General features: G+C 48.4%; 13 protein-coding genes and 3 pseudogenes. 9 read left to right on the top strand and 7 right to left on the bottom strand.

The window, feature by feature from the left end; genetic code table 11:
• Positions 1–3: 3 nt before the first annotated feature.
• Positions 4–1,533, bottom strand: a complete 1,530-nt coding sequence (locus tag ACFSW8_RS12030; protein ID WP_377089517.1) for a cellulose synthase family protein — start codon at positions 1,531–1,533, stop codon at positions 4–6.
• Positions 1,534–1,712: 179 nt separating this feature from the next.
• On the opposite strand from ACFSW8_RS12030, the gene ACFSW8_RS12025 reads away from it, so the two are divergent.
• The 8 genes and pseudogenes from ACFSW8_RS12025 to ACFSW8_RS11990 all read left to right on the top strand — a co-directional run.
• Positions 1,713–2,546, top strand: a complete 834-nt coding sequence (locus ACFSW8_RS12025) for a hypothetical protein (protein WP_377178338.1) — start codon at positions 1,713–1,715, stop codon at positions 2,544–2,546.
• A 62-nt stretch (positions 2,547–2,608) separates the two neighbouring features.
• Positions 2,609–3,433 carry an NAD(P)-dependent oxidoreductase gene (locus tag ACFSW8_RS12020; RefSeq protein WP_377089515.1) on the top strand — a complete coding sequence of 275 codons (825 nt, stop codon included), beginning with the start codon at positions 2,609–2,611 and terminating at the stop codon, positions 3,431–3,433.
• 5 nt (positions 3,434–3,438) lie between these two features.
• The gene (ygfZ, locus tag ACFSW8_RS12015; RefSeq protein WP_377089514.1) at positions 3,439–4,263 is read left to right on the top strand and encodes a CAF17-like 4Fe-4S cluster assembly/insertion protein YgfZ; all 825 of its coding nucleotides are present in this window, start codon (positions 3,439–3,441) and stop codon (positions 4,261–4,263) included.
• A 21-nt stretch (positions 4,264–4,284) separates the two neighbouring features.
• Positions 4,285–4,704: a SufE family protein gene (locus ACFSW8_RS12010; protein WP_377089513.1), complete on the top strand. Its 420-nt coding sequence runs from the start codon at positions 4,285–4,287 to the stop codon at positions 4,702–4,704.
• A gap of 2 nt (positions 4,705–4,706) precedes the next feature.
• The gene (locus ACFSW8_RS12005; protein ID WP_377089512.1) at positions 4,707–5,519 is read left to right on the top strand and encodes a TatD family hydrolase; all 813 of its coding nucleotides are present in this window, start codon (positions 4,707–4,709) and stop codon (positions 5,517–5,519) included.
• Between the two features lie 57 nt (positions 5,520–5,576).
• Entirely contained in the window at positions 5,577–6,017 is a 441-nt protein-coding gene (locus tag ACFSW8_RS12000; protein ID WP_377089511.1) for a LysM peptidoglycan-binding domain-containing protein, read from the top strand.
• A gap of 65 nt (positions 6,018–6,082) precedes the next feature.
• The gene (locus ACFSW8_RS11995; protein ID WP_377178336.1) at positions 6,083–7,003 is read left to right on the top strand and encodes a thioredoxin-like domain-containing protein; all 921 of its coding nucleotides are present in this window, start codon (positions 6,083–6,085) and stop codon (positions 7,001–7,003) included.
• Positions 7,004–7,535: 532 nt separating this feature from the next.
• Positions 7,536–7,616 (top strand): annotated as a pseudogene (locus ACFSW8_RS11990) (histone protein); the annotation flags it as partial.
• A 269-nt stretch (positions 7,617–7,885) separates the two neighbouring features.
• Here the strand turns inward: ACFSW8_RS11990 and ACFSW8_RS11985 are convergent.
• Complete coding sequence (locus ACFSW8_RS11985) at positions 7,886–8,650, bottom strand: prepilin peptidase (protein WP_377178374.1); 765 nt, start codon at positions 8,648–8,650, stop codon at positions 7,886–7,888.
• Between the two features lie 48 nt (positions 8,651–8,698).
• A pseudogene (locus ACFSW8_RS11980) lies at positions 8,699–8,989 on the bottom strand (prepilin peptidase); the annotation flags it as partial.
• 79 nt (positions 8,990–9,068) lie between these two features.
• Between ACFSW8_RS11980 and ACFSW8_RS11975 the strand changes: the two are divergent.
• Complete coding sequence (locus tag ACFSW8_RS11975) at positions 9,069–10,388, top strand: CCA tRNA nucleotidyltransferase (RefSeq protein ID WP_377089507.1); 1,320 nt, start codon at positions 9,069–9,071, stop codon at positions 10,386–10,388.
• On the opposite strand, the gene ACFSW8_RS11970 is transcribed toward ACFSW8_RS11975, so the two are convergent.
• The 4 genes and pseudogenes from ACFSW8_RS11970 to ACFSW8_RS11955 all read right to left on the bottom strand — a co-directional run.
• Entirely contained in the window at positions 10,376–11,005 is a 630-nt protein-coding gene (locus ACFSW8_RS11970; RefSeq protein ID WP_377178334.1) for a signal peptidase II, read from the bottom strand. The two genes, ACFSW8_RS11975 and ACFSW8_RS11970, sit on opposite strands and share 13 nt — an antisense overlap.
• A 36-nt stretch (positions 11,006–11,041) precedes the next feature.
• The gene (gene trhO, locus ACFSW8_RS11965; RefSeq protein WP_377091490.1) at positions 11,042–11,950 is read right to left on the bottom strand and encodes an oxygen-dependent tRNA uridine(34) hydroxylase TrhO; all 909 of its coding nucleotides are present in this window, start codon (positions 11,948–11,950) and stop codon (positions 11,042–11,044) included.
• A 44-nt stretch (positions 11,951–11,994) separates the two neighbouring features.
• On the bottom strand, positions 11,995–12,900 hold the full coding sequence (locus tag ACFSW8_RS11960; protein WP_377178372.1) for a nitrilase-related carbon-nitrogen hydrolase: 906 nt from the start codon (positions 12,898–12,900) through the stop codon (positions 11,995–11,997).
• Positions 12,901–12,930: 30 nt separating this feature from the next.
• A pseudogene (locus ACFSW8_RS11955) lies at positions 12,931–13,317 on the bottom strand (hypothetical protein); the annotation flags it as partial.
• Positions 13,318–13,466: the final 149 nt, after the last annotated feature.

The raw sequence follows: 13,466 nt of genomic DNA, 5'->3' as shown, positions 1-13,466 counted from the left end.
AGCTTATTTGCCCTCGTCTACGATCGCATTGGCCTCATTCTTACTATTGATAGGCAACATCCGATATAACGATGGCACTGAGGTATAAAGGAACCCAATCGGGAATGGTGAAAGCAACACCGCAGTAAGATACTTAGCGTCAACAAAGTTAGAAATAACCACTACCGAGAAGAATATCGCAAAAGCAAACTCAATCAACGGCATCATCGACTTCATTGTCTTGTACCGTGAAGACTTGACGGGCGCCGCAGCAGCTTGACCACCTTCACCCACTCCATACTTCGGCGTGCGCACAAAACCAGTCTGGTGGTTACACAATGCTTCGATCACCGCCTTGGCATTATTCACTGACATCCCAATACCCAATGCTAGTAATATCGGAAGATAAAATACCTCCTTATACCACGTCTTCGGACGCAACGCCTTCTGTGCCATCAGGTAAAACATCGCCACTGATACCGATCCGAAAAAGAAAATTGGGACATTCAAGAAATGTTCAAGCCATGGGTACTTCACCAAAATCTCCCACTGTGGCCCGTAGTTCTGCTTTGGATACAGAAGAAAACACAGCACGATCAAAGCTAAGTACGCAAAATTGGATGTCAGATGCGCAGTCGCTTCCAGTTTACACTTCAGCGGGTATCCACTCTGCCAAATATCCACCAAACACTTCTTGCAGCATTGTATCGAGCCCTTCGTCCAACGGTGCTGCTGGCTCTTGAAGCCATCCATATCTACCGGCAACTCAGCAGGTGTCTCAATGTCTTTTAAGAAAACAAAATTCCACCCTTTCAATTGCGCTCGGTAACTCAAATCCATGTCCTCGGTGAGAGTGTCATGCTCCCAACCTCCCGCGTCTTCAATGCAACTCTTGCGCCACATTCCGCCAGTGCCATTGAAGGTGAAAAAGCGCCCAGACCGGTTTCTTGCCGTCTGCTCAAGCTCCAAGTGGCCATCCAAAAACATGGCCTGAATACGTGTCAGCATGTTGTACTCACGGTTCAAATGCCCCCAACGAGTCTGAATCATCCCCACCTTAGGGTCCGTAAAGAAATGAATCGTCTCCCGTAACACACTTGGATTTGGAGCAAAATCAGCATCGAGAATAAACAAAAACTCTCCCTTCGCACTGCGGGTACCATTTTCCAATGCCCCTGCTTTGAAGCCCGTGCGGTCAGTGCGGTGGATGTATTCAGCATCGAACCCCATCCTATGCAAACGCTCAATCTGCGCCTTGCAGATATCCACCGTCTCGTCTGTAGAATCGTCTAAGATCTGAATCTGTAGCTTATCCTTGGGGTAATCCAACGCAGACACATGATCAATTAAGCGCTCAATCACGTGCAATTCGTTGAAACAAGGCAGCTGCATCGTGATCACTGGTAGCTCGTCTTCTTCATAACGACGCATCGGTACCGGCACATCCTTGGCGTGCTTTAAATACAAATACAACGTCGTCAAGCGATGGAAGCCATAGCCAGCTAAGCAAAAGAGCACAAGAAAGTAGGAGATGTACCAGATCCAATTCAACATAGCAATAGATGGGCGTTTATGAGGGCCACACTCGTTGAGAATGGCTAGTCCGCTGAATGCAATGCACTAATGCAGATACAATGTCAATTCATAGTTCCAGCCTCCAACAACCACGCTATCATCGATTTCTCAACATCTTTGGTTTGCCAATTCCGCTAGATCTGTGCTTATCTTGTTCTATGAAATTCTCAACATCATGGGCTCTAGCAGCTTTCCTCCTCGCTCCTCAGCTCACCCCTGCTCAGGATGAGAATAACAAAGAACCCGTCCTCCCTGCTGACCTCATCGATGACCCACATGTGCGTGAAGAACTCGGCGTCAACGAGTTCACTGCTCCCTCAATCCGCCTCATCTTCGATGATCTCGCACAACTTTCCCCGCTGCCTGTCAAAGAAACGAAACATGAGCTCCCGAAGAGAATGCCCTTGGACCGCTCTGACCTCTCTCTAGAAATCGGCTTCCTCATCGCTGAAGGTTTCCTCGCCGTGCAAAATAACACGCTCAATGACATCGAAGGAATCGCTAAAGAACTCTCACGCTACGGAAAAGCCCTCGGTGCGGGTGAACGTGTCAACCGCCACGCAGCCTCTCTCCTCGACCACGCAAAAAATAACCGCCCTGAAGCACTCAAAGAAGAACTCGCCGCAACCCAAAAAGATGTCGAGATCGAGCTCGTACAACTCCGTGATGCCGACCTCGCACACCTCATCTCACTCGGTGGCTGGGCACGTGCCCTCGAATGCGCCTCACTTGCAGTAGAACGCGACTTTACCGAAGAAAGAGCCAACCAACTCTTCAGAGAAGACGTCGCTGACTACTACGAAGCCATCCTTGGCTCGCTCGACCCCCGCGTCTCCCAACGTAAGCACATGGTCGAAATCCGCGAAATCTGCTCGGGCCTCAAAAACACCATGACGCTCGCTGCCGACGAAGAACCCACTGAAGCCAAAGTTAAAGAGATTCGCGAACAAAGTGCTCGCCTCGCAAAACTCGCTCTCTCGCGCGGACAATAACAGTCACCATATTCTCTACACTTCCCCCTTGCATGTCCGCCGCTCTATGCTGACTTAGAGCCATGAACATTTCAGTTTTTGGACTCGGTATCATTGGAGCTCGATGCGCAGACAATCTCACTGCCGCTGGCCATTCAGTCACCACCTGGAATCGCACCCCTAAGGGCCGTCCCGACTCCGCCGATTCTCCAGCTCAAGCCGCCAAAGCATCACAGCTACTTTGCTTCTACCTTAAAGACGGCGTCGCCTGCAGAGAAACATTTGAATCCCTGCGTCATGAGCTTACCCCAAACCACATCCTTGTGAACCACTCCACAGTGGACTTAGAAACCACTGAATGGCTCGCGGAACAATGCTCAAAACTCAACATCCCATTCCTAGACGCCCCCTTCACTGGCTCAAAAGTTGCAGCCCAAAATGGCGAACTCGTCTACTACGCAGCAGGTGATAGCACACTCATCGACACTCTCCGTCCCATCCTTGAAGTCACTTCCAAAGAAATTATCCATCTCGGCTCCACCGGCACAGCCACAATCGTAAAAATTGCCACCAACCTCATCTCGGCTACAACAGTACAAGCCCTCTCCGAAGCGATGGCCATTGCCAAAGCCCACGGCGTATCAGAGCAAACCTTCATCCCTGCCGTCCTCTCCAATGCGTGTGGCTCACCACTAGCCGCCATGAAACTCCCCACAATGGCTCAAGGAGATTACGACACCCACTTCTCACTCGACAACATGCGCAAAGATTCCGTCTTTGCCCTAGAACTCGCCAAAGCCGCCAAACTCAAAACTCCCGCTGCTGAAGCCACTTCTGCCACCATGAACGCACTCTGTGAAGAAGGCTTCGCAGACCTCGATTACTCAGCACTCTATAAACAGTTCTAACAATCATGCAGCCATTCACCATAGCTTCTGGCTCCCAAGCCCTCCTCACGCGCGCCATCTTCCAACTCTCCGGCCCCGATGCTGAGCGTTACCTCAATGGCCAGTGCACACAAGATGTGAGCCTCGCATCCACCACCTCTGCCGTCTACGCACTCGTCACGAACTTCAAAGGTAAACTCGATGGAGATTGCTACATTCGACGACACGAAGACGCTCTCCTCATTGATTGCCCCATCGACTTGAGAGAATCTCTCTTTATGCGACTGGACCGCTACATCATTGCCGATGATGCCGAACTCACCGATCTCACAGATCAATATAAAGTACTCCATACCATTGCCGAAACCCCACCATCAAACGATGCCTGGACATGCTTACGCTTCGGCCAAGATGGCTATGACCAACTCGTCACACCCGATTACCCAGCCCCAACAAACACCACACCCGACCAACTCGAAAAGGCTAGAATCAGCCACAAAATCCCACTCTGGGGCGCCGAATTAGACCACGACACGCTCCCTCCTGAAGCAGGGCTCGAACAACGCGCCATCTCCTACACAAAAGGCTGCTACACAGGCCAAGAAGTCATTTCAAGAATGCGCTCAGCAGGAAAAACAAACCGACACCTCGTCCTCCTCAAACTAACAGATTCGTCCCCAGCTGGCACCCCACTCACCTGTGAAGGCGCGACTCCAGATAAACCTGCAGGCAGCATAACCTCCACCTGCGTTATCAACGAAACACAAATCGCTCTTGCCTACCGGAAGAGAAAATTCCAAGAGCATTCCACATTCACAACCGACACAGCCACCGCCACTGTCATTTCCTAACCTTTTTTACCATTCACTCCAATGAGCATCGCAGATAAACAACAACAACTCCTTGATGAACTCAACCTATTCCAAGACTGGACCGAACGCTATGAATACGTCATCGGCCTCGGCAAAAAACTCTCCCCCATGGATTCATCGCTCCATACCGAAGACCGACTCATCAAAGGATGCCAATCTCAAGTTTGGTTAGAAGCCTCCAAAGAAGGGGATAACATCCGCTTCATCGCAGACTCAGATTCTCTTATCACAAAAGGCATGATCGCGCTCTTTGTTAGAATTCTAGACAACGAGCCTGCAGACACCATCCTCACTGCCGACATGAGCTTCATCGACCAAACTGGCCTAAAAGAGCACCTCGCCCCAACACGCGCCAATGCCCTAAACCTCATGGCGACCCAAATGAAACAACGCGCCTTGGAACTCACATCAAACGCGTAACCATGTTCACGGACTCTCACTGCCACCTCGCATCTCATAAATTCTCCCCCGATGAACTCCCCACAATAGTCAACAACGCCCAAGCAGTGGGCATCCACAGAATGGTCACATTGGCCACTTCGCTCGAGGACTGCCCAGATAACATCGCCATCGCAGAACAATTCCCTCAAGTCCACTGCGCCATTGGTATTCACCCCTGTGACGTCCATTCCACACCTGATGATTACCTCTCAACCCTGCGCAACTATGCCCAACACCCAAAGTGTGTCGCAATTGGCGAAACAGGCCTCGACTACTTCCACCCCGCTCCCGATGGCTGGTCAGATGCCGACTACCACCAAAGACAACGGCTCTTCCTGAAACAACACTTCGAACTCGCTCAACAACTCAACAAGAATGTCGTCATCCATACGCGAGATCGCTCCGGCGCCCAGTCCCTCCATGATGCTGTCGAAATCTATAAAGACTTTGCTCACTCCGTGCAGGCGGTCTTCCATTGCTTCCTCGGCCCATGGGAAAACGCACAAGCTATCCTAGATCTAGGTGGCCTCGTTTCCTTCACTGGCATCTCCACCTTCAAATCCGCTCAAGATTGCATAGAAGCCGCAACTCTAGCTCCTGCTGGCACATTTATGTTAGAAACCGACTCCCCCTACTTAGCACCCACTCCACACCGAGGGAAACGCAATGAACCCGCATTCACCTCACATATAGCTAATGCTATCGCAAACGCCAGAAATGAATCCATCGAGCAACTCGCCCAACACACCGAGCAAACCGTAAATCAATTTTTCAAGCTTTCTTCTAACACTTAGAAAGATTTGTGCTACACTGTCGTTTACATATTAATACTAAATGCTAGAATACCAGCAATGAAAACCATCACCCTCGTACTCGCCACAGCAGCAGCTTCAGCTCTCGTTTCTTGTAACAACCAATCTGGAAACCCATACGGCGCACCTGCAGCTGCAGCTCCAGGCCAACAAGGTAACAACCCATACGCAGTGCCTCAGTCTAACGGAGAAACTGGCAATTACGCCCAGAACGCCCCATACCAACCTCTTCCCGGTGTCGGTGGAACACTCCCCCCAACCCAACCACCAGCCCAAGGCAATAACGTCTACACTCCACCACCAGCGACTCAAGCTGCACCTGTAGCCGGTTCCACTATCCCACATACCGTCCAAAAAGGTGATAGTTTGTGGAAACTCTCCCGGGACTACGATACGACTGTCGAAGCAATCCAAGCAGCCAACGGCATCTCCGGAAATAATATCCAAATTGGACAAACCCTCCAAATCCCCAATAACTAGTTCTCCTAACTCCCCATTTTCATGGTACAAAGTGGCATGCTCAGCGCATGCCACTTTCTTTTTTTATGATCACAACTTTTGCCAAACTCAGCTTATTCGCATTCATCACTTTCAAGACTCTAGCGAATGCCAAAGAGCCAGCTCCGCCAGTCAAAGAACTTCTCTTTTCGTCACGCGACCCACTAGAATTCCACACAGCACTTCAACAAGCGAAAGAACAAAACCTCCCCAAACAAACCCTCCTCGAAGCCCAATTCCTCTACCTTATAGACCAACAAGATACAGCAGGCCTAGCAGCACTCTCAGTGCCACTCACACCGCTATTCGATGCCTTCAACCCAGATCACTCTGAAATCTTCACCCTCGAAGATGATTGGAAAGCTATCATTCGCTTCACCCAAGCCCTCAAAGCCCTCGAACAAAATAAACCACGAGAGTTTAAAGAAACTATCAAGTCAGCCTTCTGGCACAGCCCTCGACAAGCGAGCGTCTTCGCCCCTCACATCGACCAGTTCAAAGTCGACCAATCGATGCTCAAGGTCCAATTCAATTTCAATAAACCATATTTAAAATTGTTAGAACCTAAGGCGTACACCTTCAACAAAAACGCCAAGGCAAACCTACTCATCTTCTGGTCACCCTGGAGCCAAGAATTCATAGAAACCATAGACGACTTCAAAGCCCTCTGTGAAATTACCAAGTCCAATGACATCTCAAATTCCACCATCCTAACAGAACTGTCAGACGAAGCATTCAAAGACGCCAAACAAACGATTCAGGAACTCTCACTGCAACAAACCACTCACTGGATTGCCGATTCAAACGATAACTTTCTGGCTAGAACACTTCGAATACAATCCATCCCCACTGTCGTACTCGTAAATAAAGAAGGAAAAGTAAAATTTAATGGCCATCCTTCTAATAAAAAATTTTGGTTAGAGTTAAAGAAAATTGTTCCAAACTTAGAACGACCTAAACCCCAATAAATCAAGAACTACAGAGCACTCACATCTAACATATAGCACTCAATAAAAACTATACTCAGCCTTAGATAGAACGGAATTTGTTTAGATTAGTAAAATTTCATCTTGACTAACAGACTGGTATTCAGCCTTTAATAAGCACGTATAGTAAATTGCTACAACAACTCCCACACATAAAAAAATAACGAGACACTAACCCCTACTTATTATGGCAGCTAAAAAAACAAGCTCTAAGAAGACCGCAAAGAAGGCGGTGAAGTCCAAAGCCACCAAAAAGGCTTCAACTAAAAAACCAGCTCCTAAAAAAGTCGCTAAAAAGCCAACTGCTAAGAAAAAGGCGAGCCCCAAAAAAGTAGCAAAAAAACCTGCAGCTAAAAAAGCTACTAAGAAGGTCGCTAAAAAAGCTGCTAAAAAGGCCACCAAGAAAAAGGTCGCTAAAAAAGCTGCTAAAAAGAAAGTCACAAAAAAGGTAACAAAGAAAAAAGTTGCGAAGAAAGCCACCAAGAAAAAGGTCGCCAAAAAAGCAGCCAAGAAAGTTACTAAGAAAAAAGCAGCCAAAAAAGCTGCTAAGAAAAAGGTCACCAAAAAAGCCGCTAAGAAAAAAGTAGCCAAGAAAGCCGCTAAGAAAGCGACAAAGAAAAAGGCCACCAAGAAAGCTGCACCCAAAAAAGCGACGAAGAAAAAAGTCACCAAGAAAGCTCCTAAAAAAGCAGCTAAGAAGAAGGTGACAAAAAAAGCCGCACCTAAGAAAGCTTCAAAAGCTGCAGCCAAGAAACCAGCTTCCAAGAAAAAATAATGAGTTAAACCTCATTACTATCCGAAAGCTCATAAACAAAAAACGCTAGGTCCGAACCTAGCGTTTTTTTTTATTTCAAATAATCCCACTCAAACTCCGAGTGACTTGAGATACCAATCAATGAGTTTCTCACCCCAAAAGAGCCATATCACAGCACCGCCAATGATACTGGGACCAAATGGCATGAGCTTCCCAAACCCCAAACGATTACACATCGCCCAGACAATACTCAACACGCAGGCTGCAAAAATAATCAACAACAGTGAGGCTGGCCCAAAACAAGCACCTAGCATTCCTAATAGATCGACATCTCCCATGCCCATAGCCTCACGAGGAACCACGGCTTTGCGAGCTTTCCCCTCTAGAGATTTCAGTGCTTCAATCTTATATTCTTTATCATTAATTCTTACGGAATCATCCGTAATGATGAGCTCACTAACAACCTCTCTATTGCCATCAATCTCGACCCACTCTCCCTCACTCACCACGAGTTTATCAGTCTTTCTATAAAAGATCTCAGACCAACCAATCGCCTCATTACCGATGACGAAACATAGCTCTTCCTCATCATTCTCAGGCTCTTTCAAAAACCAATGTGTCAATTCATCATATTCAAACTTCTGACGCCCAAATGCAAGCTTACCCAACAATACCACAAGCCATAAACCAACCCAACCAAGACCAAAGCCGAAGAGTGACTTTAACAGACTACGCGTCCATTCGTCTTCCCCAAAAAAACTCGGAGCAATAACCGCCATCGCCACGCCAAGAAGCGTGCCTAACAATGTCAGCTGACGAGGAATCACCATCAGTTCAAGATCCACAGCCGTAATAGCCAGACATATGGACGCCATAAGCATCATGAATATAGCTACCACTGGATCATCAAAATAGTGCCAACATCCCAGCCAAAGCAGAGCTGTCATCAGCTCCACAATAAAGTATCTAACGGGAATCCTAGCATGACATTCTGCACACCGCCCCCTCTGCCATAGCCAAGTAAATAAAGGAATATTCCGTGACATCGGTATAGACTTACCACAAGCAGGACAGAAACTTCTCTTCGGCTCATTCACCGACAGGCCACGAGGTAGTCGATAAATCACCACATTTAAAAATGAACCGATACATGCTCCCAGCAGAAACGCAGTAATACCGTACAGGATATGTGACCATGGCAAGAGTGATATCATCTTGCAGACATTCAATCTCGACAAAGCCGACGCGCAACCCCCAAATGAACGAAACCACAGATTTCCTCCATACTGACACATGTCCGAACTCTTGAATATCGCCCAAGAAATTGCATCCACCCTGCGCAAAGCTGGACACCTCTGCTATTTTGCAGGCGGTTGCGTCAGAGACTCCCTACTAGGCCTATCCCCTAAAGATTACGATATCGCCACCTCAGCTACTCCTCAGCAGGTGCTCGACCTTTTCCCCCACTCTGATGCCATCGGTGCACACTTCGGAGTGATACTCGTGAAATACCGAGGTGTCGGCTTAGAAGTCGCCACCTTCCGAGTCGATGGAAACTATAACGATAATAGGCGCCCCGATTCCGTCACTTTTAGCTCACCTGAAGAAGATGCTAAAAGACGTGATTTCACGATCAATGGAATCTTCCAAGACCCCATCACCGGCGAAATTATTGATTATGTCGACGGTGAAAAAGACCTCGACGCCGGACTCATCAAAGCAATTGGCACCCCAGCTCATCGCTTTCAGGAAGACGCCCTCAGACTCCTGCGCGCAATCCGCTTTGCCACAAAACTACAATTCCAAATTGACCCAATTACTTGGCAGGCAATCCAAGAACACGCCCACTTACTCTCCTCCATTGCCGTCGAGCGAATCCAGGCTGAGTTCAACCAGATACTCCTTTCTCCTCACCGAGCCCGAGGCATTGAACTTGTCGTATCCTCCGGACTCGCGCAACACTTCATACCTGAACTCGTAGACCTCATTGGGTGCGAACAACCACCTCAGTTTCACCCCGAAGGAGATGTCTTTGTCCATACCCGAATCATGCTAGACATGCTTTACGATACACCGAGCTTAGAACTCTGCCTCGCTGTACTCTTACATGATATCGGCAAACCCGCCACCTACACATACGATCCATCTGAAGACAGAATTCGCTTCAACGGCCACGACAAAGTCGGTGCTGAAATGGCCGAGTCCATTCTTCGAAGACTCAAGTATTCGAACAAAACAATCGAAGCTGTATTCGATATGGTTCTCAATCACATGAACTTCATGAATGTTAGATTCATGAAGACCGCCAAGGTAAAACGTTTTATGGCTCGCCCTCACTATGAGGAAGAAATGGAACTACACCGCGTCGACTGTGCCAGCAGTAACGGCATCACAGAGAATTACGACTTTCTCCGAGATAAAGAAAAGGAATTTGCCTCTGAACCTCTCATTCCTCCCGCACTGCTCACAGGTAAAGACCTCATCGCACAAGGCCTACAACCAAGCCCAAAGTTTACTAAAATCCTAGAGTCGCTCCAAACCGAACAACTCGAAGGCAAAGTTACCTCAAAAGAAGAAGCTCTTGCTTGGCTAAGCGAGCACTACTTACTTTGATCCTTCACCTTATCCTCAGCTTGGAACGCTGAGAGAAAAAGTAAGCTTGCTGCGATACAAATACAACTATCCGCTACGTTGAATGACGGCCAACGGTAATTGATAAACGGAATAGTCACATCGATAAAGTCCACCACGTAGCCTTCACTCAGACGAGTCCAAAAGCTCTCACCCTCATAGCCCTTGAGCACAAACCCTTGAGTTAAGCGGTCAATTAAATTGCCGACGACTCCAGCTACCAGCAGAGGTGCAGACCACTTAGCCCACCCAACAAATACTCCCTTCTTCCAGAGAAGAGAAACCACCGTCAGGGCCACTATGGGCACAATCAGAAAAACAATAGGAGCCCAATCAGTCCCATTCCCAAAGCCAAAAGCCACCCCTTGATTATGCACCCGGTTAATATTAAAATACCCGTCAATGACAGGAATCAAATCCACGTGGTTACTCGCAAGCCAGTATTTACCTTTGAACTCACCAGCTGGAGCCAAATATGGATAAGTCTGATACGGTAAATACGGTTGCTTCAAATTAAACACCACCCACCACTTTGTGAGCTGGTCGAGCACAACGAGCGGAAGTGAAATTTTAAGCAATAAAGGCAGCAGGCGTGGCATACGGGCAATCTGAGTCAATTTCCCAAAAGGTAAAGCCTAGTTCACCGCACCTTCATACTTTGCGCTATACACCTCCTGGCAGGCCTCACTACAGCAGCGCTTACTTTCCCCTTCACAGGCTTCACAGCAAAAATGCTGAGCATTACATAACTTGTTGGCGCAGTTAACGTAGCGCTCACTAGCCTCACCGCAGTGCACGCAATGAGCTACTACCTCTGGATTAACATGGTTCACTGGCACCGCAATCCGCTCGTCAAAAACATAGCATAGCCCGTCAAAGTCCTCTCCGCGAGCCTCTGGATCCTTGCCATACTTCACAATTCCACCGTGAAGTTGGCTCACATCCTCAAAGCCTTCCCTTACCAAAAAGCCACTGAACTTCTCGCATCGAATGCCACCAGTACAATAAGTCAAAATGCGCTTACCCTCAAAGCTTTCGCGGTTCTCGCGAATCCACTCTGGAAATTCCTTGAAGGCTGTCAACGGTGGTCGAATCGCCCCCTTGAAACGCCCAAGGTCAAATTCATAATCGTTTCTGGCATCAATAATGACCGCATTAGGGTCTTTGATCGCATCACGCCACTCTGTCGGCTCTAGATACTTGCCAGTACACTCATTCGGAGAGAAGTCTTCCTCACCAAGGCCTAAAGTCACAATTTCCTCACGTGCCTTGATGGAGAGCTTGGGGAAGACATGTCCCTGCTCCGGATCAATCTTAAACTCCATTGCAGAGGTCAATGGATCTGCCTTCATCGCTTCCACGTACTTTTGGCAGTCAGCAGTAAGGCCAGACAAAGTACCATTAATGCCCTCCTTGCCAATGATAATACGACCCTTTAAGCCAAGGCCTTCACACAGCTCTCTGTGAGCGTCTCGGTACGCTTCAGGGTTCTCAATCTCTGTATACAGATAATAGAGAAGTACTTGATAGGGTGCATCAGTCATAGAACTGCGGTAACGCAGCATCTCCCGAGAATCAATACTTATTCTCATACACCCGACCGAGAACTCTTCAGCTTCCTATAGGCCCCTGAGACCACGAGAAAGCCCACGAAAACCGCAGTTCCCACAAGCATAGCCCATCCAAACATCCACCCAAAACGCGTATAGAGCGTCAATCCACCTAAAGCTTCCAACTCAACAGACATCGCCCCCTCAGTCATTGGCTCTATGGCAGAAACTCGATTGCCATGCAGGTCAATAAGTTGGGTAACCCCAGATCCTGCAGCCACCAACATCCACCTCCCATTCTCCGCAGCCCTATGACGAAATAATTCTGCATGCTGCCAATGCTGCCTCAGCGTCCAATGGCTCGCATCCAAACTTGGAACCAAGAAAAATTGCGCTCCCGCACTCGTCATCCGCCTCACCACATCCTCATAATCATTATCAAAACAAATCGACATCCCAAATTGATAGCCACCCGCCGTCACCACCCCAGCGTCCTTCCCTGCTAGACCATCATCAAAAAAATGCACTGTGTGATTCTTATAATGCACCCCGATCTCGCCATCTCCATCCATGGCCAAAGCCGTATTAAACCACGCTCCATCACCACGCTCAGTCCGCGTTCCCATGACCATCACCGATGCCCTTTTCTCAGCAAAGGCTTTGAGCTCATCCCAAATCACCTTTGATTCCCGCACATCGTAACTAAATGCGTACTCAGGTAAGACAATGAAATCCACTACCTCCTCCCCCACCAAGTCCAAATAACGTTGCCTCCCCGCAAACTCAGCCTGCACTGCTGTCGCTTTGACAACTCTATCGCGTGCTTCTAGCGCCTCTGGCATCATCACTGAACTCAAAAGAAGTAGTACCAAACCTCCCCCTCCCACATAACGCCACCTTCTCTGCACCACCCAAAGATTCACTAGCACGATGAGAACACTCATGCCGTACACACCGATTGCTGAAGTCAACAGAGTCGGCCCCAGCCCAAGACCTGGACTCACCCACGAAAATTTTAAGAGAAATAGCTCAGAACGAAAATACTCTACTCCTCCCCAACACATCGCGGCAACCAATGCCAGCCAACCACCGCTCAGATACCTCCCAGCAGAAACCTGGAGCACACAGTACATACCGGTAAATAACCCTAATATCAGAGCCAAAGGGGCCAATATCCACGGTGAGTTAACAAACACTGAGCTCAGCCAAGATAAACTTACCCCAAACAGAATAACTCCATGCAATGTCCCCAAACGCATCGCAACGCGCTCAGACGCCCCCTGCACACCGTAGAATAGTGGTAGCCATGACAGCAAAGCTAGGTAGCTCCAACTCACGGGGGCGAAAACCACGCAGCCCATCAAGGCACTGAAAATAACCAGGCCAACCCTCTTTAAGACACTCACAGCTCTTAACTAACAACCTCCTCTAGCGAATGGCTAGCAAAAAAGATAGAATGAGAAGAGAGGTGAGGCCGCGCCATGGTTGCTGGTAAGCTCATGGCTTATGA

Origin of the sequence: Rubritalea tangerina (genome assembly GCF_042683245.1) — a bacterium.
Lineage (GTDB): Bacteria > Verrucomicrobiota > Verrucomicrobiia > Verrucomicrobiales > Akkermansiaceae > Rubritalea > Rubritalea tangerina.
The sequence above is the reverse complement of the archived record's forward strand: the minus strand, read 5'-3'. Positions and strand labels throughout refer to the sequence as shown.

Bases quoted from the DNA above. Each gene is read 5' to 3' on its own strand.
- ACFSW8_RS12030 (WP_377089517.1), bottom strand. From the start codon at position 1,533: ATGTTGAATTGGATCTGGTACATCTCCTACTTTCTTGTGCTCTTTTGC.
- ACFSW8_RS11985 (WP_377178374.1), bottom strand. From the start codon at position 8,650: ATGGCGTCCATATGTCTGGCTATTACGGCTGTGGATCTTGAACTGATG.
- ACFSW8_RS11995 (WP_377178336.1), top strand. From the start codon at position 6,083: ATGATCACAACTTTTGCCAAACTCAGCTTATTCGCATTCATCACTTTC.
- ACFSW8_RS12000 (WP_377089511.1), top strand. From the start codon at position 5,577: ATGAAAACCATCACCCTCGTACTCGCCACAGCAGCAGCTTCAGCTCTC.
- ACFSW8_RS12020 (WP_377089515.1), top strand. From the start codon at position 2,609: ATGAACATTTCAGTTTTTGGACTCGGTATCATTGGAGCTCGATGCGCA.
- ygfZ (WP_377089514.1), top strand. From the start codon at position 3,439: ATGCAGCCATTCACCATAGCTTCTGGCTCCCAAGCCCTCCTCACGCGC.
- ACFSW8_RS11960 (WP_377178372.1), bottom strand. From the start codon at position 12,900: ATGAGTGTTCTCATCGTGCTAGTGAATCTTTGGGTGGTGCAGAGAAGG.
- ACFSW8_RS11975 (WP_377089507.1), top strand. From the start codon at position 9,069: ATGTCCGAACTCTTGAATATCGCCCAAGAAATTGCATCCACCCTGCGC.
- ACFSW8_RS12010 (WP_377089513.1), top strand. From the start codon at position 4,285: ATGAGCATCGCAGATAAACAACAACAACTCCTTGATGAACTCAACCTA.
- ACFSW8_RS12005 (WP_377089512.1), top strand. From the start codon at position 4,707: ATGTTCACGGACTCTCACTGCCACCTCGCATCTCATAAATTCTCCCCC.
- ACFSW8_RS12025 (WP_377178338.1), top strand. From the start codon at position 1,713: ATGAAATTCTCAACATCATGGGCTCTAGCAGCTTTCCTCCTCGCTCCT.
- trhO (WP_377091490.1), bottom strand. From the start codon at position 11,950: ATGACTGATGCACCCTATCAAGTACTTCTCTATTATCTGTATACAGAG.
- ACFSW8_RS11970 (WP_377178334.1), bottom strand. From the start codon at position 11,005: ATGCCACGCCTGCTGCCTTTATTGCTTAAAATTTCACTTCCGCTCGTT.